The sequence below is a fragment of the Methylomonas rhizoryzae genome (assembly GCF_008632455.1).
Taxonomy (GTDB): domain Bacteria; phylum Pseudomonadota; class Gammaproteobacteria; order Methylococcales; family Methylomonadaceae; genus Methylomonas; species Methylomonas rhizoryzae.
In genome coordinates, this window is sequence record NZ_CP043929.1 from 3873831 (window position 1) to 3899799 (window position 25969).

18 protein-coding genes are annotated in these 25969 nt (G+C 54.0%); 8 read left to right on the forward strand and 10 right to left on the reverse strand.

Features of this window, described 5'->3' with window-relative positions; all coding sequences use genetic code 11:
* Positions 1 to 7 precede the first annotated feature (7 nt).
* From fabV to F1E05_RS17210, 3 genes are all read right to left on the reverse strand, one after another.
* On the reverse strand, positions 8 to 1198 hold the full coding sequence (fabV, locus tag F1E05_RS17200) for an enoyl-ACP reductase FabV (protein ID WP_150050627.1): 1191 nt from the start codon (positions 1196 to 1198) through the stop codon (positions 8 to 10).
* A 283-nt stretch (positions 1199 to 1481) separates the two neighbouring features.
* Positions 1482 to 8285 (reverse strand): SdrD B-like domain-containing protein, encoded by a 6804-nt coding sequence (locus F1E05_RS17205; protein ID WP_150050629.1) that lies wholly within the window; start codon positions 8283 to 8285, stop codon positions 1482 to 1484.
* A 219-nt stretch (positions 8286 to 8504) separates the two neighbouring features.
* Positions 8505 to 8657, reverse strand: a complete 153-nt coding sequence (locus F1E05_RS17210) for a PEP-CTERM sorting domain-containing protein (RefSeq protein WP_150050631.1) — start codon at positions 8655 to 8657, stop codon at positions 8505 to 8507.
* Between the two features lie 807 nt (positions 8658 to 9464).
* On the opposite strand from F1E05_RS17210, the gene F1E05_RS17215 reads away from it, so the two are divergent.
* The 3 genes from F1E05_RS17215 to F1E05_RS17225 are packed head-to-tail and all read left to right on the forward strand — an operon-like array spanning position 9465 to position 13848.
* Positions 9465 to 11201: a type I secretion system permease/ATPase gene (locus F1E05_RS17215; RefSeq protein WP_150050634.1), complete on the forward strand. Its 1737-nt coding sequence runs from the start codon at positions 9465 to 9467 to the stop codon at positions 11199 to 11201.
* 9 nt (positions 11202 to 11210) lie between these two features.
* The gene (locus tag F1E05_RS17220; protein ID WP_150050636.1) at positions 11211 to 12533 is read left to right on the forward strand and encodes an HlyD family type I secretion periplasmic adaptor subunit; all 1323 of its coding nucleotides are present in this window, start codon (positions 11211 to 11213) and stop codon (positions 12531 to 12533) included.
* A gap of 4 nt (positions 12534 to 12537) precedes the next feature.
* Positions 12538 to 13848, forward strand: coding sequence for a TolC family outer membrane protein (locus tag F1E05_RS17225; RefSeq protein ID WP_150050638.1), 1311 nt, complete (start codon positions 12538 to 12540; stop codon positions 13846 to 13848).
* A gap of 245 nt (positions 13849 to 14093) precedes the next feature.
* Here F1E05_RS17225 and F1E05_RS17230 read toward each other — a convergent pair whose 3' ends face one another.
* Complete coding sequence (locus tag F1E05_RS17230) at positions 14094 to 16370, reverse strand: TonB-dependent receptor family protein (protein ID WP_150050640.1); 2277 nt, start codon at positions 16368 to 16370, stop codon at positions 14094 to 14096.
* A gap of 591 nt (positions 16371 to 16961) precedes the next feature.
* On the opposite strand from F1E05_RS17230, the gene F1E05_RS17235 reads away from it, so the two are divergent.
* Genes F1E05_RS17235 through F1E05_RS17245 form a run of 3 tightly spaced genes read left to right on the forward strand, consistent with a single transcriptional unit; the run spans position 16962 to position 18146 of the window.
* Positions 16962 to 17261, forward strand: coding sequence for a PilZ domain-containing protein (locus F1E05_RS17235; RefSeq protein ID WP_150050642.1), 300 nt, complete (start codon positions 16962 to 16964; stop codon positions 17259 to 17261).
* A 32-nt stretch (positions 17262 to 17293) separates the two neighbouring features.
* Entirely contained in the window at positions 17294 to 17698 is a 405-nt protein-coding gene (locus tag F1E05_RS17240) for a 6-pyruvoyl trahydropterin synthase family protein (protein WP_150050644.1), read from the forward strand.
* A 1-nt stretch (position 17699) separates the two neighbouring features.
* The gene (locus tag F1E05_RS17245) at positions 17700 to 18146 is read left to right on the forward strand and encodes a DUF1249 domain-containing protein (RefSeq protein ID WP_150050646.1); all 447 of its coding nucleotides are present in this window, start codon (positions 17700 to 17702) and stop codon (positions 18144 to 18146) included.
* Here the strand turns inward: F1E05_RS17245 and recQ are convergent.
* Positions 18139 to 20313 carry a DNA helicase RecQ gene (gene recQ, locus F1E05_RS17250; protein WP_150050648.1) on the reverse strand — a complete coding sequence of 725 codons (2175 nt, stop codon included), beginning with the start codon at positions 20311 to 20313 and terminating at the stop codon, positions 18139 to 18141. The genes F1E05_RS17245 and recQ overlap by 8 nt on opposite strands.
* 72 nt (positions 20314 to 20385) lie before the next feature.
* Here recQ and gshA point away from each other — a divergent pair, with 72 nt between their 5' ends.
* The gene (gene gshA / locus F1E05_RS17255; RefSeq protein WP_150050650.1) at positions 20386 to 21972 is read left to right on the forward strand and encodes a glutamate--cysteine ligase; all 1587 of its coding nucleotides are present in this window, start codon (positions 20386 to 20388) and stop codon (positions 21970 to 21972) included.
* A complete protein-coding gene (locus F1E05_RS17260) occupies positions 21969 to 22694 on the forward strand; it encodes a phosphoadenylyl-sulfate reductase (protein WP_150050652.1) in 726 nt (241 codons plus the stop codon). The genes gshA and F1E05_RS17260 overlap by 4 nt, the downstream gene beginning before the upstream one ends.
* A 26-nt stretch (positions 22695 to 22720) precedes the next feature.
* On the opposite strand, the gene F1E05_RS17265 is transcribed toward F1E05_RS17260, so the two are convergent.
* The 5 genes from F1E05_RS17265 to gcvH form a co-directional block, all read right to left on the reverse strand.
* Entirely contained in the window at positions 22721 to 23143 is a 423-nt protein-coding gene (locus tag F1E05_RS17265) for a hypothetical protein (protein WP_150050654.1), read from the reverse strand.
* Between the two features lie 97 nt (positions 23144 to 23240).
* Positions 23241 to 24059, reverse strand: coding sequence for a nucleoside triphosphate pyrophosphohydrolase (mazG, locus tag F1E05_RS17270; protein ID WP_190303182.1), 819 nt, complete (start codon positions 24057 to 24059; stop codon positions 23241 to 23243).
* Positions 24056 to 24988, reverse strand: a complete 933-nt coding sequence (locus F1E05_RS17275; RefSeq protein ID WP_150050656.1) for a carbohydrate kinase family protein — start codon at positions 24986 to 24988, stop codon at positions 24056 to 24058. Before F1E05_RS17275 ends, mazG begins: the two co-directional genes overlap by 4 nt.
* A 79-nt stretch (positions 24989 to 25067) precedes the next feature.
* Complete coding sequence (locus tag F1E05_RS17280; protein ID WP_150050658.1) at positions 25068 to 25427, reverse strand: diacylglycerol kinase; 360 nt, start codon at positions 25425 to 25427, stop codon at positions 25068 to 25070.
* 16 nt (positions 25428 to 25443) lie between these two features.
* Entirely contained in the window at positions 25444 to 25827 is a 384-nt protein-coding gene (gcvH, locus tag F1E05_RS17285) for a glycine cleavage system protein GcvH (protein WP_150050660.1), read from the reverse strand.
* Positions 25828 to 25969 lie beyond the last annotated feature (142 nt).

Genomic DNA, 25969 nt, shown 5'->3' on the forward strand with positions numbered 1-25969 from the left:
ACAACCGTTAGAGCAAATTGGCGATCGGCACGACCGGTTCGACGTCGGCTTCGTAATCCACGCCGTCGACTTCGAAGCCGAACAGCTTCAGAAACTCGTGTTTATAGCCGGCAAAATCGGTAAGTTCGCGCAGATTTTCGGTCTTGACTTGCGGCCACAATGCATTGATTTGTTGCTGCACCTGCGGCGCCAGTTCTTGCAAATCGGCGCGTAACCGGCCTTCGTCGTCTAAAATCGGCGCCGAATTGTAAAGACTGTCACGGAACAAACCGTTGACCTGTTCAATACAGCCTTCGTGGCAGCCTTCGGCCTTCATCACTTTGAACAGCAAAGCCAAATACAAGGGCATGACCGGAATCGCCGCGCTGGCTTGAGTGACCACCGCTTTCAATACGGACACACGCGCATCGCCGTGCAAAGCCGCCAGTTTGGCGCGAATATCCACTACCCGCTTGTCCAAATCCTTTTTGGCCGCACCTATGGTGCCGTCCCAATAGATATCCCAGGTGACTTTTTCGCCCAAATAGGTAAACGCGGTGGTTTTAGCCCCCTCGGCCAACACATCCGCCGCCGCCAAGGCATCTATCCACATTTGCCAGTCTTCGCCGCCCATTACCGCCACGGTGTTGTCGATTTCCTCCTGGCTAGCGGCGGTCAAGGTAAACGACTTGATCAGCTCCTTGTCGGTATCGATACCGTTTTGCACGAAATCCTTACCTATCGGCTTTAGGGTTGACGTATAGGTAACGCCGGTTTTCGGGTGGGTGCGACGCGGCGCGGCCAAGCTGTAGATAACGAGGTCGACTTTGTCCATGTCTTGTTTGATCGCGGCTATCGCTTTGGCTTTAACTTCGTCCGAAAACGCGTCGCCGTTGATGCTTTTCGCGTACAAACCTTCGGCGTCGGCAAACTTGTGGAATGCCGCCGAATTGTACCAACCCGGCGTAGCCGGTTTGCCTTCGCTGCTTTCCCGTTCGAAAAACACCCCCAAGGTCTTCGCCCCCGCCCCGAAAGCGGCAACGATGCGCGAGGCCAAACCGTAACCGGTAGAGGCACCCAACACCAATACGTTTTTCGGACCGTCGCTGATGGCGCTAAAGCTTTTGACGTAATCGATCTGCTGTTTGACGTTGGCTTCGCAGCCGACCGGATGAGAGTTGACGCACATAAAACCGCGTACGCGAGGTTTGATGACCATGTTGCTCCTCGAATAAAGCCTTAAAAAAGAATCGGCGACACTATCGCCCTAGGCGCTAAAGTTTATCCCATCGCCAGAGGTTACAGGAAAATTAATAGCGACTCGCCTTAACTCAAGCGTCACAAACTGTATCCTGCAGGGTAATGTTTGTTTCAGACGCGATTGGGTTGACTGCCGAAAACGCGAAAGGGCGGTGCCTTGCGGCACCGCCCTTTCGGCATTTAGGTTTTAAGCGGGCATCCTGCGGCGATTGGATCCGCAAGCGCCCGCCGGACGGAAGCGATTAAGCCAGCCAGAGCGACTCGTCAGCGTTCGACACGCCCACTTGCGCAATCAAATCGGCAAAACTGATGGCTTGGCCGCCGGCTGCAACTACGTCGTCAGTCGACACGTTGAAATACACGTCGGTCATGTCCACGCTTTGACCGTCCGCCAAGGTCGCGCTGCTGCGTTCGAAGTGCAAATTGCCCTGCGCATCGATAAACGGCAGATCGGTATGGCCTACGGTTAGCGAACTAACGCCGGCCTCGCTCAAACTCATCAGTTCGCCGGCGTCGGTTTGGTGATTGCCGTTACCGTCTTTCCAAATCAGCAAGCTGCTGAAATCGGCGTCATTGGCATCGACCAGACCGTCGCCGTTGCTATCGAACGCTGCCAATTTGGCAAAACCTGCACCGATCTCGCTGCCTCCGAACAACTCGCCGATATTGTCGATCAAGCCGTTGCCGTTGCTGTCCACCGCCAGGAAACCGTCGTCGCCGGAAATCCAGCCGGATTCGACTTTGGTGCCGGTTCCGAACAAATCGAAGCTACCGGCGGCATCGGCACGGCTGACGGTTTGCACGCCGTCGCCGTTTAAATCTATGACAACCGGAGTAATGGCGGCGTCCCAACTCATGTCGTTTTCGCCGGATACCAATTGCGTGTATTGGGTATATACCACATTCGCCTTGGTGCCGTCGGACAGGGCATCGGAGTCAATATTGTCATTAGTGCCGACATTGGCTTTGACGTCCCAATACCAATCGTTCATGTTGGCCCAATAGTTCCAATAGCTGTAATGCGACACGTTAGCCTTGTCGAAGCACAATCTATAAGTACCCGGATCCAAATTAACGAATTTGTAGTTACCGGCGCTATCGGTGTAGGCGGTTTGAAGAGTTGTGCCGCTGCTATTTTGCAACATCACCTTCACGCCTTTAATACCGATTTCGCCGACGTCTTGAATACCGTCGTGATCGGAGTCTTCCCAAATGCGATCGCCAATACTGGCTTTACGGTATAAGCCGGCATCTATGGTCAGATTCTGCTGTCCTGCCGCCAAATCGATTACCGAAGTCTTACCGGATGAGTCGATATCGGAGTCAATCGCATCGTTACTGCCTTGATTGGATTTAGTCACGTAATAGCCCGAGGGACTAACCACGGTTACCTGATATTTTCCCGCATCCAAGTTACTGAATTGATAGTAACCGCTTGCATCGGTTTTAGTGGTGTAGGCCTTATCGTCCGCCGTATCGAATTTCCCATCCGCTCCAGCATATTGCAATTTGACGGTCACATTGCCGATGCCATTTTCGCCAGCCTCCTGTTTACCATCCATATCGAGATCTTCCCATACCCTGTCGCCAAGCGAACTTTTCAGCGCACTTGAGCCGGTATAGTTAGCCGCATCCGAATCGGTCACTTTAGTACCGCTAATAGAATCGTAACCGGTAACTGTAGCGATATTGGTCCTTAAGCCGGAAACTGCCGCCTCCGAAGCGGTATAAGTCCAGGACTCGCCAACATCCAAAAACCCGTTTTTGTTACTGTCGCCGCTAACATAAGTAACCGTAGCAATTTTGTCGTCGACTAACGAAACGTTTTTCAACGCGGTATCGCCGGTATTTTTCACTATGTAAGTAAAAGTAACGTTGGTGCCGGTTTTAACTTCCAAACCGGGTGCGGCGTCCGCATCGTATAAGGTCGTGTCGACGGTGCAATTATAGGTATGCTTGCTATCGGTATAGTTACAGCCCAATTTATTCTCGTAAGAGAACATATTGATGGTATCGGTGAAACTACCGCAACTCAGCGCATATTTAGTTTGTGCGCAAACCTCTTCTTTGCTGTAGGCAAAATCGACGCCCGTATGGCAAGCATTCAAGTAGGCCGCGACACATTCGCGCATCATGACATCCTGACTACCGGTACCTGTCGAACACAAAATATCGTAAAGAGACTTATTACCGCCGCTGCAATTGACCCCGAACACCGAATTGAAAGTATCGCTTGCCTTGCAATCGCTTATACCATTCCAGCCGGTCGGCGTTTTCGTTTCCTGCCAACCCGACCACCAGTTGTAGCTCCAAGACGACGAGAAATTACAATTGGACTTCCAATCGTTAACAGAGGCGCCCTCGCCTCCGCAATTGTTTTTGGTCACGCATTGGGTACTGGAGACGTATTTTTCGACGTCGACACCTATGAAATAAACGCCCGCATCCCAGCTTAAATCCACTTCGCCCGCTGAGAGAGTGGTTTTATCCATAATCCCGTAATTTAACGGCACAGTTGTCGAACCGTATTGGGTAGAAACGTCCGAATCCACATTGTCGTTGCCGCCAATATTGGCTTTGGTAAATTGGTAGCCGCTAGGCAAAGTGGATTCGACGATGTCGATGTGATAATCGCCAGGACTGAGATTATCGAACAGATAATTGCCGTTAGCGTCAGTCGTGGTGGTTTCAAGTATATTGCCGTATGTACCGGTGTTGTCTCTCAATTCAACGGTAACACCGGCAATGCCTTGCTCGCCTGCATCCTGAATGCCATTGGCATTTGCGTCATGCCATATTTTGTCGCCAATCGTTGCCTTCTTAGCCACGATACCGGCGTCCCAGCTCAAGTCGACTTCACCGGAAGTCAACGTGGTTTTATCCATAACACCCCAACTGAGAGGCACAGTTTCCGCTCCGTAAACGGTGGAAACATCCGAATCCAGTTCGTCATTGCTTCCCGCATTCGGTGTAGTGAATTCGTAACCGTCGGGCAGGGTATCCTCTTGAATGTCGATGTGGTAATCGCCCGGTTTTAAGTTATCGAACAAATAATATCCGTTCGCATCGGTCGTCGTGGTCTGCAACACGGCACCAAGGCCATTGTTATCCTTCAAGTCGACCACTACACCGGCGACGCCGCTTTCTCCGGCATCTTGAATGCCGTTGGCATTGGTGTCATACCAAATTCTATTGCCGATACTCGCTAGTTGATACAAACCGGCGTCTACCGTGTCGATGTTATCTCCGGCATTCACGCTGTAGCAGCCGGTGATGCCGGCGCTGTCGGCGTCGCTGTCGTTGCCCAGGGCTTCGGCAGTGACGTCTTGCGCGGTGAATACGTAGCCGTTCGGCGCCACGAATTCGACGTGGTAGGTACCGGGCAGCAAACCGGTAAAGCTGTAGTTGCCGTCGGCGTCGGTGGTGGTGGTCGCCAGCAGGTCATTGGTCACGCAGTCGTACAGGTTGACGGTGACGTCGGCGATGCCGTTCTCGCCGGCGTCTTGCACGCCGTTGGCGTTGCTGTCTTCCCAGACCCGGTCGCCCAGGCTGGCCAGTTTGACCAGGCCGGCATCCCAGCTCAGGTCGTTTTCGCCGGAGGTCAAGCTGGTGGTAACGGTCAGACCGGTTGACGTATCAGCGTCGCTGTCGGCAGCGTCGTCCGCGCCTTGGTCTTGTTTGGTGAAGGCGTAGCCGTCCGGTTGCACGAATTCGACTTGGTAGTCGCCCGGAACCAGGTTGTCGAACAGATAATAGCCGGGGTTGCCGTTGACGTCGTTCGCGGTTTCGGTGGTCGCCACCAGATTGCCGTTGCCGTCGTACAGGTTGACGGTGACGCCGTTCAAGCCGTTGCCGTTGGCTTCGTTTTGTTTGCCGTCGTAGTTGTCGTCTACCCAGACGTAATCGCCCAGGCTGGCGGTTTGATACAGGCCGGCATCGACCGTGTCGATGTTGTCGCCGCTGTTGACGGTGTAGCAGCCGGTGATGCCGGCGCTGTCGGCGTCGCTGTCGTTGCCCAGGGCTTCGGCGGTCACGTCTTGTTGGGTAAACACGTAGCCGTTCGGCGCCACGAATTCGACGTGGTAGGTACCGGGCAGCAAACCGGTAAAGCTGTAGTTGCCGTCGGCGTCGGTGGTGGTGGTCGCCAGCAGGTCATTGGTCACGCAGTCGTACAGGTTGACGGTGACGTCGGCGATGCCGTTCTCGCCGGCGTCTTGCACGCCGTTGGCGTTGCTGTCTTCCCACACCCGGTCGCCCAGGCTGGCCAGTTTGACCAGGCCGGCATCCCAGCTCAGGTCGTTTTCGCCGGAGGTCAAGCTGGTGGTAACGGTCAGACCGGTTGACGTATCAGCGTCGCTGTCGGCAGCGTCGTCCGCGCCTTGGTCTTGTTTGGTGAAGGCGTAGCCGTCCGGTTGCACGAATTCGACTTGGTAGTCGCCCGGAACCAGGTTGTCGAACAGATAATAGCCGGGGTTGCCGTTGACGTCGTTCGCGGTTTCGGTGGTCGCCACCAGATTGCCGTTGCCGTCGTACAGGTTGACGGTGACGCCGTTCAAGCCGTTGCCGTTGGCTTCGTTTTGTTTGCCGTCGTAGTTGTCGTCTACCCAGACGTAATCGCCCAGGCTGGCGGTTTGATACAGGCCGGCATCGACCGTGTCGATGTTGTCGCCGCTGTTGACGGTGTAGCAGCCGGTGATGCCGGCATCGTCGGCGTCGCTGTCGTTGCCCAGAGCTTCGGCGGTCACGTCTTGCGCGGTGAATACGTAGCCGTTAGGCGCCACGAATTCCACGTGGTAGGTACCGGGCAGCAAACCGGTAAAGCTGTAGTTGCCGTCGGCGTCGGTGGTGGTGGTCGCCAGCAGGTCATTGGTCACGCAGTCGTACAGGTTGACGGTGACGTCGGCGATGCCGTTCTCGCCGGCGTCTTGCACGCCGTTGGCGTTGCTGTCTTCCCACACCCGGTCGCCCAGGCTGGCCAGTTTGACCAAGCCGGCATCCCAGCTCAGGTCGTTTTCGCCGGAGGTCAAGCTGGTGGTGACGGTCAGGCCGGTCGTGGTGTCGGCGTCGCTGTCGGCAGCGTCGTCCGCGCCTTGATCTTGCTTAGTAAACGCATAACCGTCCGGTTGCACGAATTCGACTTGGTAGTCGCCCGGAACCAGGTTGTCGAACAGATAATAGCCGGGGTTGCCGTTGACGTCGTTCGCGGTTTCGGTGGTCGCCACCAGATTGCCGTTACCGTCGTACAGGTTGACGGTGACGCCGTTCAAGCCGTTGCCGTTGGCTTCGTTTTGTTTGCCGTCGTAGTTGTCGTCGATCCAGACGTAATCGCCCAGGCTGGCGGTTTGATATAGGCCGGCGTCTACCGTGTCGATGTTATCTCCGGCATTCACAGTGTAGCAGCCGGTGATGCCGGCGCTGTCGGCGTCGCTGTCGTTGCCCAGGGCTTCGGCGGTCACGTCTTGCGCGGTGAATACGTAGCCGTTAGGCGCCACGAATTCGACGTGGTAGGTACCGGGCAGCAAACCGGTAAAACTGTAGTTGCCGTCGGTGTCGGTGGTGGTGGTCGCCAGCAGGTCATTGGTCACGCAGTCGTACAGGTTGACGGTGACGTCGGCGATGCCGTTCTCGCCGGCGTCTTGCACGCCGTTGGCGTTGCTGTCTTCCCAGACCCGGTCGCCCAGGCTGGCCAGTTTGACCAAGCCGGCATCCCAGCTCAGGTCGTTTTCGCCGGAGGTCAAGCTGGTGGTGACGGTCAGACCGGTTGACGTATCGGCATCGCTGTCGGCAGCGTCGTCCGCGCCTTGATCTTGCTTAGTAAACGCATAACCGTCCGGTTGCACGAATTCGACTTGGTAGTCGCCCGGAACCAGGTTGTCGAACAGATAATAGCCGGGGTTGCCGTTGACGTCGTTCGCGGTTTCGGTGGTCGCCACCAGATTGCCGTTGCCGTCGTACAGGTTGACGGTGACGCCGTTGAGGCCACTAGCGGCGCTGTCGTTTTGCAAGCCGTCGTAGTTGCTATCCACCCAAACGTAGTCGCCAAGGCTGGTAGGCTCGGAAATATTTTCCGCAATCAAGCCCGCGTCTATGGTTTGATCGGATTCGCCGGCAACCAGATTAATGATGCCGGTTTCGCCGGTGGTAATATCCGCGTCGCTATCGGCTGCATCGGAACCGTTGCCGTTGGCGTCTTTAACGGTAAACGCCATGTCGGCAGGCGTTATAAACTTGACTTGATAGTCGCCAGCTTTTAAGCCGGCGAATTGGTAATAGCCGTGCTCAACTGCGGCGGTGCTGTAATCGTCGCCAGTTGTTGTTTCGGCGAGCAAATTACCTTGGCTATCGTAGAGTTGCACGATGACGTTGTCCACACCGGCTTCGTTGGCATCTTGAATGCCGTCAGAATTCTGGTCGAACCAGACGTAGTTACCCAGTTTGGCGCTTTGTAGTTGGATGATTAACGGCTGGGCATTCCCGGCCGGATCGATAACGGCAGTGAAAAAACTGTCGGTAGGCAGAACGCCGTTTCCGCTTGCAACGGCATTTTGCGCCGCTTGTACCAAGAACGTGATATCGGACGAACTGACTACGTTTCTATTGTTGTCGTTCAAAAAACGATCCAAACCGGCATCGTGAATCTGTTGGTCGGTAAAACCTACGATTTTCCAAATGGCGGTTTGTACTTCGCCGTAGTTGAACTGCCCGCCGTATTTCGCATCCGAGGTAAAATTTTGTGCCAGCAACCAATTGAGTTGATCGACCTGCAGCTGGGTCAAATCGCTTAAGCCAACCGGTTGTATGGAGGTAAAAGAGTCTAACGAATCACCTTCTGCGCCGGAGGCCGAATAAGTGGTTGGAGAAAGTAAAATGTCGATTAAAGGATTCAGACAGTAAGCATCGTACACCCCGTTAACGATAACCGGATCGGTACTATTGGTGACTATCATGTCAAGAAAACTGGGCGCGCCCAGGTCGGGCTGTTGGCCGTAAGCAGTCCCTGCCTTATTGGTTGCGGACGAAGTAACGCGTATCGTGAATGTGCTCATTGTCGAAATCCTCTGGAATTTATTGTTCTACTTGCGAAAGCCAACTCCGAAATGAACGCGCAGGCGGGCGCTCTACGGCTTTGCAGTGCGCTAAGTAAAACCCCTTTAGCCTAACGCTGCCGGTAACGGCTGTGGGCGATGAAGCCCCGGGGATCCCAGACTCTCCGGACGGATTCCGGAAATGTTGACAGGATCTCCCAAGGCGCAATGCTGACTAACTTATTTTTTCGCGCGTTTTTTTGCCACCGCAAAAGCTAAAGCGCCGATGGCCAACAAAGAATAAGCTTCCGGCTCCGGAAGATTGAATGTGGGAGCTGCAAATGCGGGAACGGCAGCCAACGACATTACTAGCAGAGAAACCAATTTACCCATGATACTTACCTAACCTGTAATAACTGAATGAATGTTAACTGGGATCATGTATCAACAGACCGCACGGACAGCTACCGCATATTTTCCGTTCGAGCGAAGTCACTCATGAACAATTCCAGTTTCCGGTCGCGAGGGATACCGCTTATTCTCGCTGACACAAAACAAGCAAACATCAGGCCATATCTACAAATCTCGGCTCAACGAACGTGATTCGTTTCAAATTCTTGCCATTTAACCGATTTTTAGACCCAGTTTGTAAAATTTACTGACGCTTTACTTGCATTACATAAACTAGTCGCCGGCTTGTATTCCCGCCAAACCGAAACAAAAAATAAATAATTGATTTTAAAAATAAAATAGCCAATCTCTACACCAATGGCACTCAGCAAGGCCCACCAGGCCCTAAAGCATTAGAGATTGCTAATTTAGACAGTTATGACAGTTTTTGCCGACTTCGTCACATTACCGGCCACTTTCCGGTTTAAATAAACGGCATCAACAGCACGGATTACTAAACCTATCTTTAATCCAACCTTAATCTATCTTTAATGTCACCGGCAAAAACAATGTCGATCGCCGAATCAAACCCGCAAGCCAGAATCCGTCTTCACGCGCCGAAAAGATCCAACGATCAACTTATATCGACTCGAAACGCCATCAAACCCTGTAAAATTAGTTGACGCCTACCTACTTATGGCCTACACCCATACATTCGATGGATTTATTCGTCCCTAACCGCCATTCTTACCGCGCATTTGCGTCAATGCGGTAAACTCTTTCCGATAACCGCATAGCCACTCGAACCCGATGCAACGAAAAAACGCCTCAGCGAATCCGCTTCGCTCCGATTTAGAACTCGCCCTGATGGAATGCAAAGGCGCTTTCATCTCCGCCGCCGGCTTCAGCATGGTGATAAACCTGTTGATGCTGACCCCGTCCATATACATGCTGCAGCTCTACGATCGCGTGGTCTCTACCGGCAATAAGTCGACCTTGCTGATGCTGACCATTTTGATGATCGCACTGTACCTGACCATGAGTTTTCTGGAATGGATACGCTCGCAAATTCTGGTGCGGGTCAGCGCCAGACTGGAAACCTTGCTGAATTACCGGGTATTCGCCGTCGCCTTTCAACAATCGCTGGCCAGCAACCAGCGCGCCGGCACGCAACCATTGGAAGATTTAACTGCGTTGCGGCAATTTTTAACCGGCAACGGCTTGTTCGCATTTTTCGACGCGCCCTGGCTGCCGATTTATGTAGCCTTGCTATTCGTGTTTCATCCTTGGTACGGTTGGTTTTCGGTCGCGATAGTCCTGCTGCTAATGGCTATCGCCATCGTCAACGAAAAATTGACCGCCAAGCCGCTCGCGGAAGCCAACGATATGGCTGTGCAAGGCCGCGCGCAAGTCGCCCGCAATCTCAGAAACGCCGAAGTGATCGAGTCCATGGGCATGCTGGCCGACATTCGCCGCCGCTGGCTGGAAACCACCTATAAAATACTGGAACTGCAATCGATCGCCAGCTCCAGAGCCGGCTTAATCAGCGCGATTTCCAAAGTTGTGCGCCTCACCGCACAGTCGGCGATTTTAGGTTTGGGCGCTTATTTGGCGGTCGAAAGGGAAATTTCGCCGGGCTTGATGATCGCCGGCTCCATTCTATTAGGCCGTGCACTAGCCCCTATTGACTTGTTGATAGGCACCTGGAAAGGCTTTATCAGCGCCCGTGGTCAATACAAGCGTTTGCACGACATATTGCTGGAAGTACCCGCGGAAAGCGAAAAAATGTCATTGCCGCCGCCGTCCGGGCAAATCGAATTCGAAGCAGTACAAGTCAATCCGCCCGGCTCGCAAAAAGCCACCTTGCGCGGCATCAGTTTGGTTATGGAACGCGGCGACCTAATCGGCGTGGTTGGCCCCAGCGGAGCCGGCAAATCGACCTTCGCCCGGGCGGTGTTGGGCATTTGGCCGGCCTCCGCCGGTAAAATTCGCTTGGACGGTGCGGACATCGCGACCTGGAATCGCCTGGAGTTAGGCCCCTACATCGGCTATTTACCGCAAGACATCGAACTATTCGAAGGCTCGATCAGCGAAAACATCGCCCGCTTCGGCGCCGTCGATGCGCAAAAAGTTATCGAAGCCGCGCAAATGGCCGGAGTACACGAGCTGATCTTGCATTTGCCGAACGGTTACGATACGCCGATCGGGCCGGGCGGCGCCACATTATCCGGCGGCCAGCGCCAACGCATAGGTCTGGCACGGGCCTTGTACGGCAATCCGGTCATCGTGGTGTTGGACGAACCGAATTCCAATTTGGATGACCAAGGCGAGGAAGCGCTGGCGCAAGCACTTAACCAATTAAAACAACGGCAAGTGACGGTGATATTGGTCTCGCACCGCCAGAACGCGCTGTCGAAAGTGGATAAACTGCTGATTTTGAACGAAGGTAAGCTGGCGCTTTACGGCTTGCGCGAACAGGTAATCGCGCATTTGCAAAGAAACATCCAACAACAAACCAACGCCCAACCCAACCCGGAACCGGCATAACCTCCCACCATGAACTCGCAACCCAACATCGAACAATCTTCGCTTCATCTGGTCACCGACGACAGGCCGATCCGCCGTTTAGGCACTATCGTCCTGCTATGCACCGTTGGGGTATTCTTCGCCTGGAGTTTTCTGGCACCGATAGACGGCGCGGCCTATGCTCCCGGCGTGGTAGCGGTCAAATCGCACCGGAAAACCATACAACATTTGGACGGCGGCATCGTCAGCCGAATGCTGATCAAGGAGGGCGACGTGGTCCATGCCGGCGATTTGCTGTTGACCCTGGATGGGACCGAAAACAAAGCCCAGTTGGAAATCGCCCGCGGCCAATTTATCACCTTGGCGGCTCAGCTGGCTCGGCTGGAGGCCGAACGCGACGGCTTGCAATCGGTACGCTATCCGCCCAGCCTGGATGACGACAGCGATGCGCGCATCAGCGAAGCCAAAAAAACCGAAAACCAATTGTTCATGGCCCGCAAGATTGCCCGCGAAGGCGAAATGGAGGTGCTCAAGCAGCGCATTCAACAACTCAATTCCATCATCGCCGGCTTGCAAGGGCAACGCGCCAGCAAACAGGAATTAGTGGAATCCTATGCCGAAGAGGCTAAAGACCTCAAAGAACTATTGGCGGAAGGTTTCGCCGACAAACAGCGTCTACGCGACATCGAACGCAACCACACCATGAATAAAGGCGACATCTCCTCTATCAATTCGGAGATAGCCTCCAACCAAGTGCAAATCGGCGAAACCAAGCTGCAAATCCTGCAATTGGAGAAAAAATTTCAGGAAGAAGTCACCACCAAGATGAGCGAGACGCAAACCGATTTGTACGGAGTCAATCAACGTATCCTGGCCACCCGCGACAAAGTAGTGCGCATAGACATCAAGGCCCCGGTCGACGGCCGGGTGATGGGCATGACGGTGCATACCATAGGCGGCGTGGTGATGCCGGGCACCCCCATCATGGACCTCGTCCCGCTAAAAGAAGAGTTGGTCATCTCGGCCCGCGTTGCGCCTATCGATATCGACAGAGTCAGCGTCGGTCTGATTGCCGACGTGCGCTTTACCGCGTTCAAGCAGGCCTTGACGCCGGTTATCGAAGGCAAGGTCACCACCCTATCCGCCGATAGTTTCACCGACGAAAAAGAAGGCAAGTCTTACTACCAAGCGGAAGTCACGCTAACCCCGGAAAGTATCGAAAAAATGGCCCATCTGGAACTAGTACCCGGCATGCCGGTAGAAGTGTTGATCAAAACCGGCGAACGCACCTTGTTCGAATATCTCACGCAACCGATAACAAACGCCTTCGCCCGGGCATTCATTGAGGACTGAGCCCATGGCCAAACCCGCATTATGCCTTTTGGCTGCACTGGGCTTCGCCTGCCCGGCGGCGGCGGAAAACTTATTGGAAATTTATCATCAAGCACTGCTGGCCGATCCGGAACTCAAAGGCGCCGCGGACAAACTGGATCTCGGTAGCGCCCAAACCGGACAAGCGATGGGCCAAATGTTGCCGCAAGTAACGGGTACCGCCAACTGGTCGGCCAACGACCAACAGATCGTCAATTTTGGCGGCCAGCATTACAAGGGCACCCGCTATTACGTGTCGTTGAACCAAACCTTGATCGATTTCGGCAAATTCTGGGACTGGAAACGCGCGCAACGCATAGAAGATCAATACACCACCGAATTACTGGTCGCCCAACACAATTTGCTGTTCAACGTGGTCGAGCGCTATTTCGACGTTTTGGCCGCCGCCGACCAGCTGAATCTGACCCTGGCGGAAATCGACGCGACGCAAAACGAATTGGAACAAGTCAAAAAGCAATTCGACAAGCAATTGATCAAAATCACCGATCTTTACGAAACCGAGGCCCGCCTCGACCAGCTTAAAGCCGAAGCGATAGCGGCGGAAAGCCAGCTCATCATCGCCAGACAAGCCTTGACCCAGCTGACCGGTCAAACGCCGCAACAATTGAGCCCTTTGCAAGACGAAATCGACTTTCCGGAAATCGAAGGCAAACTGGAAGACTGGATAGCCGTCGCGCAGGGTCAAAATCCCGGCATGGCCGCGCAAAAACTGGCGATCGAAGCCGCCAGCGACAACGTGGTCGCACAACGCGCCAAACACTTGCCGGTGGTCGATCTGCAATTGTATTTTTACGATACCGACATCGGCTTCCAAAGTTCGCGCACCAGCCACACCCAAACCCAAGCCGCCGCCATCAACGTCAACGTGCCGATTTTTACCGGCGGCACCACCATGTACCGGGTAGACGAAGCCCAAAGCCGCCTGGAAATCGCCAAGGACGAAAGCGAAATCAAACTACGCGAATTGGTTAAAGAAACCAGCGACGCTTTTTCGGCCTCCAACGCCGACGCCAGACGCATCAAAGCCTCCGAAAAAGCCTTGGCCTCTGCGGTGAAATCGCGCGAAGCCATGCAAAAAGGCTTGAAATTCGGAGTGGAAACCGTCGCCGACTTGCTCAGGGCGCAACAACAAGAATACAAAGCCAAGCGAGACTTAGCCGGCATCAAATACAATTACATCACCAACCGGATTCGATTTTTGAAAGCGATAGGCTCCATCAGCGAAGACAACATACAAGAAGTCAACCAGTGGCTGACAGGCCCACTTAAAAACTAAAGCCAAGCGAGGACGAGACTTTGATATAGGCCGGCCATAGCCTGCCCCTCGTCCGCCGCCATGCCATTAAGCTAGGCCTAACCCATTTCTTTTGAACCCGCCGAAGCGCGATGGTCAAGCCGTCAGGTTTTATAAACTCTTCACGGAAAGAAGCAACGACGGTGACGACTCGACAACCGAAAATTGAAATGCACTGAGTGCCGCATCAGCCTTTGTCCGATACGGCACTCAGCGCGGACTCAACGCTAGATATCGAAGTCCAGTTCGAATCCGCCGTAAGCGAACAGCGGCATACCGGGGCGAGGACCGTAAGGTTGGCGGGAAACGATGTATTCCTCGTTGCCGGCGTTCTGTACTCCGCCGAGTATCTTCACGCCTTTAGCCACTTTGTAATAAGCGGAAACATCCAGGATCACGTATTCGTCGGTTTTACCGTAGCGAGAATCCACGCGACCTATGCCGTTGATTTGGCTTTCGGTATTATTCGCACTGGTAAAGGTTTCGCTGACGTAATTCGCCGCTACCTCCATGCCCCAGCGCTGAAAATGCAAACCGCTGCCGAAGCTCAAGGTAAAATCGGGGATGTAGGGAATCTTGTTGCCTACTTTTCCGTAGCTAAAGATCGATTCCGCGTCGGTCGAAGCCGCGTTATTCAACTGCTCGGTATCGGTGTAAGTGAACGCCAGAAAATACGGGTTACTAAAGCCCCAGCCCCAATCCTCGCCGGCATCGTAATTCATCGCTACTTCAACGCCACGGCTGTCGACCTTGCCGAAATTCTCGCTTTTCCCGGTCCCGGTGCCGCCGATGTTGCTGACAACTAACAGGTTTTCAAATTGAGTGTAAAAACCGGTGATTTCGGCGTTGAACGCCCCGCGCGAATATTTAGCGCCCAATTCGTAAGCGTTAGAAGACTCTTCCAGCAATTTATCGACCACCGAGTTCTGCGGACTGGGCGGTGAAAAACCGCGATGTGCGCTGGTGAATACCATTAAATCGTCGTTAACTCGATAATCCAGGCTAGCGCCGCCGGCGTACATATCCAGCGAACTTTTTCCGCTGCTTTCCGGCGCCAAGTGATTGACGTATTCTTGGTTCAAATGCTCGTAGCGAATACCCGGCGAGAATCCCCATTTGCCCCATTCCATACGGTCTTTAAGAAAAAACGCATAAGCATTGGTCAAGCCGTAGCGATCGTCCTGGCTACCCGGATCTGTGCGCGTCACGCCGGTAATCGTACCATTGGCGGCCTGGCTGTAACGGGTATCGTGCTGAAAACGATCTTCCTTATCTTCGTGATAACGCATGCCGCCGTTTAATTCGTGGTGAACCGCGCCGGAATCGAAGCGATAAGTCGCCATGGTTTCGACGCCGCCGGCATAATAACTGCGGTTGTTGTCTCTAATTCGCAATTGGCAGGCAAAATTGCCTTTCAGACAAGCCAAGCCGTCGCCGCCGTAATCGCCGGCCAGCGAACGGGCCAAATCACGGTTGGCACCACCGAAGTTAATATCTTGCAGCTTGCTCCAGTTTCGATTGAATTCCTTGTAATAAGCCGTGGTGACGATATCCAAATTATCGGTGGGCGAAACGAAATAACGGGCAAATCCGCCGTATTGCTCGCTGTCGATATTATCGAAACGGCTCGCGGCATAGCGCCGGTAGGGATCGGCCCGAAAATCCGCTTCGCTCAGTCCCAAGTAAGTTTCGTCGGCATCCATGCTGGAATAACCGAATTTAACCTCCAGTTTTTGGTACATCGCGGTATTCGGCTCCCAAGATAGCCGCACCATAGGCTCTACCTGTTGAAAGCCGGTTTGGTCGCCGTTATTAAAATCCGGCGTGGCATCGATAGTTTTAAAACCGTCCGAACCGCGATAAAAACCTTCCACCAAATAACCAACCCGGCCGTGCGCGGTATCCAAGGTATCGCCGACAAAACCGTGCGACCGGAATTCGCCGTAACTGCCGTAAATCGATTTCAGATAAGCCTTGCCCTCAATCGGAATAGGCGTAGACAGATAATTCAACACCCCGCCGGTAATGTGCGGCCCGTATTTGATTTGGCTCCCGCCTTTCAAAACCTCGAGGCCGCTCATGCGTCCGCCGGCCGGGTTGAAATAGGCCGCCGGTGCCGAATAAGGCGCCGGTGCCACCATCACCCCGTCTTCCATCACGGTGATCTTGGCACTACGCGTGGTATCCACACCGCGAAAACTGATATTCGGAAACAAACCGAAGCCGTCTTCCTCGCGTATGTTGACTCCGGGTGCTTTGCGCAAAATCCGGTTCACGTCGCTGTAACTTTGTGCGCGTATATCGTCGGTACCTAAATAAGTTGCGGATGCAGGCATGTCCTTTGCTTCTTCGGCACTCCCCACCACGCTAACGATATCCAACAACTCGGCAGCAGCAGTTTGTTTCTCTTGCGTTTGTTTCTCTGAAGCTTGTTCGGCAAAGCCGGTTTGCACCGATGTGACAATCAGCGACATAACGCCAATCGTTTGTTTAGTGTTGAGCATGAGCAATCTCGGAATATTTAAATGTAAAAATATGTTAAGACGATTTCATACTACCTTCCGCATCAATGAGAATCAATATTATTTTTACCAACAAGGCATGACATCCGCCCGGCTTTAACCGTGTCAGACCAGCCTGAAAGATCGGCAAAGCAATGCCTGATACCGCTAAGTTAGGCGTATGTAGCCCCACTATGTCTAGCAACTAAAGCGCACTCTCTTGAACGTCTGATTTCGACAGCATGGAAAGATATTGGCCGGCCGCAATCGGATTTAGAAGCAAAAACCGCTGTTGTAGCCGAACAAACCTTGAGAAGGGGAAGCAGGGAAGAGCGAGAGCACCGGCCGAACCGCCTACCGTGCACGGGATTACCGGCATCTTCCAACCGGGACGGCAAGTGATGGAAATCCGCGGGGCGCCAAGCGCTTTGGCATGAGTATCCGGAAAACAGCTACGTCCATTCTGTCGCTCGCAGACAAATCCTGTGAACTAAGCGGACATTTGCGCCCGCAACCAACACGTTTGAAGGTTTTATAGTACACTTCGCGTCGATTATTTCACGTCTAGCAACCAACTAATAGTCGGAGAACTCTATGTTGACTCATGACGAACGGCGCGATTACATCCGCATGGAAGTCGACTGCGACATTCTGTACAAACCAGCCAACGCCAGCGACTGTAAAACGGGACGCTGTACCACCCTTAGCGGCGCCGGGGTTTCCTTTATCGCCGACCAGCATTTCGAACCGGGTTTGGCAATGGAAATCAGCGTAATCCCCAAAACCAGCATCACGCCCCCGATGACGGCTTTTATCGAAGTGGTACGCAGCATAAAACGCGGCGACAACGAGTACGAAATTGCCGCCTCCATCAAAAGCATCAAAGGTCATTGACGTAAAGCATTTATTTACGGCCAGGGATAGACATGTACCTCATCACCAAAGAAGTTTATTTCTGTTACGGACACCGGTTGATGCATCATCCCGGCAAATGCCGCAACCTGCACGGCCACAGCGTTAAAGCCAGCATCACCCTGAAAAGCGAGCAGTTAAACGCGCAAAGCATGCTCTGCGATTTCGCCGACGTCCGCGACGCGGTGGAATCGTTTGTCGATTTGCATTTGGACCACAATTTCCTGCTGCACAAAGACGATCCCATCATCCCGGCCTTAATCGCCAACAACGAACGTTTTTTGGCGATAGACGAACACCCGACCGCGGAAGTGCTCAGTAAAATGATTTACCTGCACCTGAAACAACAAGGCTTGCCGGTCGATCAAGTGGTGCTGTGGGAAACCGCCAGCGCCTATGCCTGTTACCGGGAGGATTAGCGTGAGCCAGGTCAAACCGGTCAACACCTCGCTGTGCCTGGAAAAGATTTGCGAATCCAACTATCAAAAACTATTCAGACTGATTCCCAATCTACGCCAGCTGGGAAGATACGCGGTCGGCCGCACCTCTAACAAGCCGGCTTTGCACGTAGAGATAGTGGAACGCAATCCTTATACCTTAACCATAGAATTGAGCCACTGCTTCAAAATGCCACTGGAAGAGTTACTCGCGCCGGCGGTACGGATCAGGGTGTATTTAGACGCGCAACTGGCCGAGGTGATCCGCGACCACGATAGGCCGGCGGTCGACCGGGTCTACCCGAATCCGGGAAAATCTTTGGAAATACAAGATTATAAATGGCGGCTGAACTATTTTTTACAAAAATGGCTGGACCATTGCTTGCAGACCGACTACTACTTCGACAGCGCCGCCGATTACGTCATTTGACGCGCTGCAACAGCAGCGCGTGCACGCAGCGCAACACACCATAGCTATAAGCTGCGCCGAACTGCTCGAAAACCGGCTTCAACGAACCCGCCTCCCAATCCGGCTGCGCCAACCACCCATTCTCGATATCGGCAATCTGCAGCTGCGAAATGCCGTGAGCCAGCAAAACGTCGGTTAGGTCTGTCGAACGGAGCGCGCCTTGCGTCAATCCTTTGGCCAGATGGGAATAAATCGTATCGGTTTTCAGGCCGCGCTGACCGGCAATTTGCTCGACGCCGTAACCCAATTTCAGTAACTCCAGACTTTCCTTGATTGTGTCTTTTTTGTCGGCAACGGGTTCCCTGTCGTCGAACTCGGCCAAGACTTGTAAAAAGGCGTCGCCGTATAAGTCCAACTTGCGCTCGCCTATGCCGGAAAGACGCGCCATTTGCTCGTGATTGCGCGGTCTGGCCTCCATCATCGCCATCAAGGTGGCATCGTGAAAAATCACATAGGGCGGCACGTCCTGTTCATCCGCCAATTCGCGCCGTTTGGCGCGCAACGCATTCCACAGCGCATTGTCGCCGCCGTCCTCCCGGCGATTGTCGAATTTCTCGCGCTTGTTTTTAGGGTTGGCGGCGTCTTTGCGCAGCATCAAGGTTTGCTCGCCGCGCAGCACCGGCCGGCAGGCTTCGGTGAGTTTCAAACTGCCGTGGCCGTCGAAATCGATTGCGACTAAAGACTTGGCTACCAGCTGTCTGAAGATAGAGCGCCATTGTTTTTCGTCTATGTGCTTGCCGATGCCGAAGGTGGATTGTTTGTCGTGACCGAATTGCTTGATGCGTTCGTCGTCCTTGCCCAACAGCACGTCGACCAAATAAGCCACGCCGAACCGTTGGCCGGTGCGGTAAATACAAGACAAGGCCTGTTGCGCGGCCACGCTGCCGTCCCAGGTTTGCACCGGTTCCAAGCAGGTATCGCAATTGCCGCATCCTTGTTCCAAACTGTCGCCGAAATACGCCAGCAAAGCTTGGCGGCGGCAACTGACCGTTTCGCATAAAGCCAACATGGCTTCCAATTTGTGGTATTCGACCCGTTTATGCGTCTCGTCGGCATTGGACGAAGCCAGCATTTGCCGTAAAGTCAACACGTCCTGCAAGCCGTAAGCCATCCAGGCGTCGGCGGGTAAACCGTCGCGGCCGGCACGGCCGGTTTCCTGATAATACGCCTCCACACTTTTCGGCAAATCCAAATGCGCGACGAAGCGGACGTTCGGTTTGTCTATACCCATCCCGAACGCGATGGTGGCTACGATGATCAAACCATCTTCCATCAAAAACTGGTGTTGATTGCGCTGCCGTTGCTCGTGGCTCATACCGGCATGGTAGGGTAAGGCGCGCAGACCTTTTAGCTGCAACCAATCGGCGGTTTCTTCGACCTTTTTGCGCGACAAACAATACACGATGCCGGTATCGCCGTCGTGTTCGCCCCGAATAAACTCCAGCAATTGTCGGCGGGCGTTATCTTTTTGCACGATGCGATAGCGGATGTTGGGCCTGTCGAAGCCGCTGACGAACAGCCTGGCCTCCTCTAGCGCCAGCCGGGCAATGATTTCCTGCCGGGTGCGCTCGTCGGCCGTCGCCGTCAGCGCGATGCGCGGCACCTGAGGAAACTGCTGGTGCAGCACCGACAACTGTAGATAGTCCGCGCGAAAATCGTGTCCCCACTGCGACACACAATGCGCTTCGTCGATGGCGAACAGCGAAATCCGGCAGCGGGCGAACAGATTTTGGGTGCGCGGGTTGGATAAACGTTCCGGCGCGATATACAGCATATCCAACTCACCGGCTAGCAAGCGCTGCTCGGTATCGCGCACCTGTTCCAGCGACAAGGTGGAATTCAAAAACGCCGCTTTAACCCCCAATTGATGCAAGGCGTTGACTTGATCCTGCATCAAGGCGATCAACGGCGAAATGACAATGCCGACCCCGTCGCGCACCAAAGCCGGAATTTGGTAACACAAAGACTTGCCGCCGCCGGTCGGCATTAACACCAATGCGTCGCCGCCGGCGACGACTTGCTCGATGATGGCTTGCTGCTGGCCGCGAAAGCTGTCGTAACCGAACACGCTGCGCAAGGTGTGCAAAGCGGCCGGTACGGGCTCACCTGGGGGAGATAGTTTTTGCAAAGTACTCTAAACCTTTATAATGGATTCGATTATATCAACATCGCCGTAGTGCGCCGCTACACTATCCCGTTCATGAACAACCCTAAACAGCCTATCCCCAAGCGTCTGCAATACCTGCTCGACAACAACTTGCACCATCTGCTGCAATTAGGTTTAAAAGGCATAGAAAAAGAGAGCTTACGCATAGACTTGCGCGGTCTGATTGCGCAGACGCCGCATCCCGCCGCGCTGGGCTCGGCCCTGACCCACCCTTACATTACCACCGATTATTCGGAAGCCTTGCTGGAATTCATTACCCCGCCGTTTGCCGACATCAAGCAAACCTTGGGCTATATGCACAAGATTCACCAGTTTGTCTACCCGCATTTAGGCGACGAAATGCTACTGTGCACCAGCATGCCTTGCGGCATAGACGGCGACCTCAGCGTACCTATCGCCGAATACGGCAACTCCAACGTCGGCAAGATGAAACACGTTTACCGCAAGGGCTTATGGCATCGTTACGGCCGGACCATGCAGGCGATAGCCGGCATCCATTTCAATTATTCGGTACCGCAGGCGCTGTGGCCGATGCTGCACCGCCAAGCCGGCAATCCGGGCGCACTCGATCAATTCATCGCCGACGGTTATTTCGGCTTGATTCGCAACTTTCAGCGCTTGGGCTGGCTAATGTTATATTTGTTCGGCGCCTCGCCGGCCATCTGTAAAAGCTTTTTCAAAAGCCGGCCGCAGTTGATGACCGAGTTCGAGGAATTCGACGAATTCACCCTGTACCACCCCTACGCCACCTCGCTACGCATGAGCGACATCGGCTACAAAAGCAAAAATCAGGCAGGATTGAAGATCGATTACAACTCGCTGGCCGGTTATGTCGACAGCCTCAGCGCCGCGATCAACACCCCATACCCGGAATATCAAAAGATCGGCATCAAAGTCGACGGCGAATACCGGCAGCTGAATGCCAACATTTTGCAGATCGAAAACGAGTTCTACAGCACCATCAGACCCAAGCAAATCGCCGAATCCGGCGAAAAACCGACTTTGGCACTCAAGCGGCGCGGCGTGATGTACGTGGAAATGCGCTCTTTGGATTTGAATCTGTTCAATCCCATCGGCATTGAAGAAAGCACGGCCCGCTTTATAGAAGCCTTTTTACTGGGCTGTTTGCTGTACGACAGCCCGCCGCAAGGCGAACAGGAATTCCAAATCAACAACAACAACCAATTGCTGGTGGCTAACCGAGGCCGGGAGCCCGGCTTGATGTTGAGTAACAATGGCAAACCTATAGGCCTGCAAACCTGGGCCCATCAAATTCTGAACGCCTTGCAGCCGATTTGCGCACTGCTCGACCAAGGCTGCGTGGACAAGCCGTATCAAATGGCGCTGCAGCATCAGCTGGCCTTGGTGGATAATCCCGCCCTGACCCCGTCGGCACACATCTTGGCCTGTATGGGACAAAACAATCAGGAATTCGGTTGTTTCGCCCGCAAGACCTCAACGTTGCACAAACACTATTTCTTGGCGCAGCCTTTGGACAGCCAGACCCAGCGGCAATTTGCCGACATGGCCGAAACCTCCATCCAGAAACAAGCCGACATCGAAGCTAACGACAGTTTAAGCTTCGACGACTTTTTGACCCGGTATTTTTCTCAATCATGACCCTATTCGACTTAGCAACCGCCCAAACCGAACTGCACGGCAAAAACCCGCGCACCATTTTAAAAGCCGCCCTGGCCCAATTCGACAATATCGCGATTTCCTTCAGCGGCGCCGAAGACGTGGTGTTGATCGACTTGGCGATACAATTTCGCGAAGACATCCGGGTTTTTTCGCTGGACACCGGCCGCTTGCATCCGGAGACCTACCGCTTTATGGAATTGGTGCGCAAACACTATCAAATAGAGATCGAGTTACTCAGCCCGAGCCACGACGCGGTGGATAAATTGGTCAAGGAAAAAGGCTTGTTCAGCTTTTATCAGGACGGCCACCACGAATGCTGCGGCATCCGTAAGGTGGAACCTTTGAAACGCAAATTGGCGACCCTAGACGCCTGGATTACCGGTCAACGCAAAGATCAAAGCCTGGATACCCGTAGCGACATACCGGAAGTGCAACTGGATAGCGCATTCTCGACGCCGGACAAGCCGCTGATTAAATTCAATCCTTTGCTGAACTGGTCGTCCGCCCAAGTGTGGGACTATATCGAAGCCTACCAAGTGCCCTACAACGATTTACACAAGCAAGGCTACATCAGCATAGGCTGCGAACCCTGCACCCGCCCGGTACTACCCAACCAACACGAACGGGCCGGCCGCTGGTGGTGGGAGGACGCGGCCAAGAAAGAATGCGGCCTGCATGCGGGGAACGTCGACAAAACCTAATCAGCCAAGGTTGCGGGGAACTCACCCTATTTGCGCGTTTTTTTGCGCTTCGCTTTCGACGAAGCCTTGGCCTTTTTGCCGGAGCCGGTTTTTTTAGCGGATCTTCGCTGGGTCGATACCGGTTGCACTGCGGCTTCCTCAGCCGCGACCGACGTAGACTCAGCGGATTCCGGAGACGACGCCGGCGGCGCGCTCTCCCTATCCTGCAACGGTTGCTCGCAATCAGGCAACTGCTCGCCATCCGGCGTACATATGACGCGGTATGTGATGCGTCTGTCGTCGACCGGCACTTGGTCGGCGGTCGGCGGCGGCGTACTGTCTTCGGAGATGTGCTCCAACAGTTCCGCCGCCGTGCCGGGAAGGGAAGTCGTTAACGCTAAAACAGTGACCGTGCCACAGACACTGTAGCGCAGCAGTTTGGCTAAAACAGAAATATCAATGACTTGCATGATTGAACGCGGGTAAAAGCTTTACGGCGGGGACTAAAGAAAAAACCTAATTGGCACGCAAGGCGCACGTTTTAAACAGCAACGCGACGGGCATCGCTCAAGAGTCGACCACCGCGCTTTTGCTTTGCACCCGCTTGGCCTCGTTCCACAAGGCGTCCAACTCTGCCAGCGGGCAATCCAACAATTGCCGGCCGCTGGCGGCGACTTGGCGTTCGATGTAATTAAAACGGCGGGTGAATTTTTTGGTCGCTTGTTGCAAGGCGATCTCGGGATTCACTTTCAAATGCCGCGCCAGATTGACGACCACTAACAACAAATCTCCGATTTCTTCCTGCACGTGAGCTTGGTCGCCGGATTGCCAAGCGTCGTGTACCTCGTGCAATTCTTCCCGCACTTTATCGAACACCGGTTCCGCTTCCGGCCAATCGAAACCGTGGCCGGCGGCGCGGTTTTGAATTTTTTCGCAAGCCACCAAGGCCGGCAAGCTTTTCGCCACCCCGTCCAGCACGCTCTGCGGCTGGTCGTTGCCGTGTTTTTGCCGGCGTTCGCGGGCTTTGGCGTCTTCCCAGGCTTGCTGGCGCTCCGCGTCGCTGGCAAATACCGCATCGGCGAATACGTGCGGATGCCGCTCTACCAGTTTGTTGCCGATGGCTTCGGCTACCTGTTCGAAATCGAACAAGCCCTGCTCCTCGGCCATTTGGGAATGAAACACCACTTGCAGCAGCAAATCGCCTAATTCCGCGCGCAGGTCTTCAAAATCGCCGCGCTCTATCGCATCGGCCACTTCGTAAGCTTCTTCAATGGTGTACGGAATCAGGCTGCGGAAATCCTGCTTGAGATCCCAGGCGCAACCGGTTTGCGGGTCGCGCAAGCGAGCCATCAGATTCAGCAGATGCCGGGTTTTCTCCAGAGTCAAAACGGCGTTCCGAATGTGTCCAGATAACGCTGCTTGAATTCCGTCAGCGTGAACACGTGGTTTTGGGTGCCGCTATGTTCGATTTTTATGGTACCCAACAAGGACGCAATGCGGCCTGTGACCTGCCAATCGTAATCGTTCAGCAAGCCGTACAGCAAACCGGCCCGGTAAGCGTCGCCGCAACCGGTCGGGTCTTGAAGCTGTTTAGCCGGCGCGGCCGGAATGTCGATGCATGTACCGCCGGTATAGATGTGCGAGCCTTTAGCCCCCATGGTCACTATCAAGGCCTGCACGCGCTCGGCCAGCTGCGCCAGACTCAAACCGGTACGTTGTTGCATCAATTCCGATTCGTAGTCGTTCAGCGTCAGATAGTCCGCCAAATCGATCAGTTTCAACAGCTCTTCGCCGTCGAACATCGGCATGCCTTGGCCGGGGTCGAAAATAAACGGAATACCCAATTCGGCGAATTGCTCGGCGTGTTGTTGCATGCCTTGTTTGCCGTCCGGCGACACGATGCCTATGCTGATTTCATGGCCGCGCGGTACGTCGTTCAGATGGGAGAAATTCATCGCGCCGGGATGGAAAGCGGTGATTTGATTGTCGCTCTCGTCGGTGGTGATATAAGCTTGGCCGGTGTAATGATCGTCCAGCAATTTGATAAAGCGGGTGCTGATGCCGCACTGACTCAACCACTGCGCGTAGGGTTCGAAATCGTGTCCGACCGTAGCCATGATAAGCGGCTCTTCCTGCAACAATTTCAAGTTGTAAGCGATGTTGCCGGCACAACCGCCGAATTCGCGCCGCATCACCGGCACCAAGAACGACACATTCAGAATGTGCACTTTGTCCGGCAGAATATGATTGTTGAATTTGTCGTGGAACACCATGATGGTGTCGTAAGCCATCGATCCGCAAATTAACGCACTCATTGTTTTCCTTTCATCGTTGAACGAGTGGCGCTAAGGTAACGGATGTTGGCTTACGGCACAAGCCGGCGCTATGCCGAGCTTACAATAGGATCAACGCCCAAGTCGCCGCCGCCCAAGCCAAAGACAGCATGACGGCCGCCGAGCCGATGTCTTTGGCCCGGCCGGATAGCTCGTGATGTTCGAAACCGACCCGGTCCACCACCGCTTCCACCGCCGAATTCAATAGCTCTACCAACAACACCAACACGACGCTGCCGATCAGCAACACTTTTTCTATCGGGGTATGGCCCAGCCATAAGGCTAACGGAGTCGCGACGGCGAACAGCGCCACTTCCTGGCGAAATGCTTCCTCGTGTTGCCAAGTCGCCTTGAACCCGGCCACCGAAAAAAAACAAGCGTTGATTAAGCGTTTTAACCCTTTTGCATTCTGATTCGCCATCGTTAACGTACTCTCGTCACTCTTCTATCATTTTTTGATAGGCCTGCGCGTCCATCAGCTGATCCAACTCGGACGGATCGTCGGCCTGTATGCAAAACAGCCAATTGACAAACGCATCCTCGTTGATCCGCTCCGGCTCGTCCTGCACGGCCGGGTTGACCGCCACGACGGTCCCGGTTGCCGGGCTGAACAAATCCGAAGCGGTCTTAACCGATTCCACGACCGCTAGCTGTTCGTTGAATTTGACTTTACGGCCTATGTCCGGCAAGCCTATGAATACGATGTCGCCCAATTCCGACTGGGCGAAATCGGTGATACCGACCCGGACGATTTGTGCGTCTTCGAGACAAGCCCATTCGTGAGTCACCGCATATTTCAAGTGGTCTGGCATGTGTTTCATTTCCGATTCCCGCAACAGTAAGCAACTCCCACAGCATAACCGGCTATTTTTTTTTAACAACAAAAAATTACAATAGCCAAGTATGCAAAAATCGTCACCCGCTCATGTCAGGCTTAGCGCCCGCCCACTGATAACTCGAACT

Bases quoted from the DNA above. Each gene is read 5' to 3' on its own strand.
- gcvH (WP_150050660.1), bottom strand. From the start codon at position 25,827: ATGAAACACATGCCAGACCACTTGAAATATGCGGTGACTCACGAATGG.
- F1E05_RS17220 (WP_150050636.1), top strand. From the start codon at position 11,211: ATGAACTCGCAACCCAACATCGAACAATCTTCGCTTCATCTGGTCACC.
- F1E05_RS17240 (WP_150050644.1), top strand. From the start codon at position 17,294: ATGTACCTCATCACCAAAGAAGTTTATTTCTGTTACGGACACCGGTTG.
- F1E05_RS17235 (WP_150050642.1), top strand. From the start codon at position 16,962: ATGTTGACTCATGACGAACGGCGCGATTACATCCGCATGGAAGTCGAC.
- F1E05_RS17280 (WP_150050658.1), bottom strand. From the start codon at position 25,427: ATGGCGAATCAGAATGCAAAAGGGTTAAAACGCTTAATCAACGCTTGT.
- gshA (WP_150050650.1), top strand. From the start codon at position 20,386: ATGAACAACCCTAAACAGCCTATCCCCAAGCGTCTGCAATACCTGCTC.
- F1E05_RS17205 (WP_150050629.1), bottom strand. From the start codon at position 8,285: ATGAGCACATTCACGATACGCGTTACTTCGTCCGCAACCAATAAGGCA.
- F1E05_RS17260 (WP_150050652.1), top strand. From the start codon at position 21,969: ATGACCCTATTCGACTTAGCAACCGCCCAAACCGAACTGCACGGCAAA.
- F1E05_RS17215 (WP_150050634.1), top strand. From the start codon at position 9,465: ATGCAACGAAAAAACGCCTCAGCGAATCCGCTTCGCTCCGATTTAGAA.
- F1E05_RS17275 (WP_150050656.1), bottom strand. From the start codon at position 24,988: ATGAGTGCGTTAATTTGCGGATCGATGGCTTACGACACCATCATGGTG.
- F1E05_RS17265 (WP_150050654.1), bottom strand. From the start codon at position 23,143: ATGCAAGTCATTGATATTTCTGTTTTAGCCAAACTGCTGCGCTACAGT.
- fabV (WP_150050627.1), bottom strand. From the start codon at position 1,198: ATGGTCATCAAACCTCGCGTACGCGGTTTTATGTGCGTCAACTCTCAT.
- F1E05_RS17225 (WP_150050638.1), top strand. From the start codon at position 12,538: ATGGCCAAACCCGCATTATGCCTTTTGGCTGCACTGGGCTTCGCCTGC.
- F1E05_RS17230 (WP_150050640.1), bottom strand. From the start codon at position 16,370: ATGCTCAACACTAAACAAACGATTGGCGTTATGTCGCTGATTGTCACA.
- F1E05_RS17210 (WP_150050631.1), bottom strand. From the start codon at position 8,657: ATGGGTAAATTGGTTTCTCTGCTAGTAATGTCGTTGGCTGCCGTTCCC.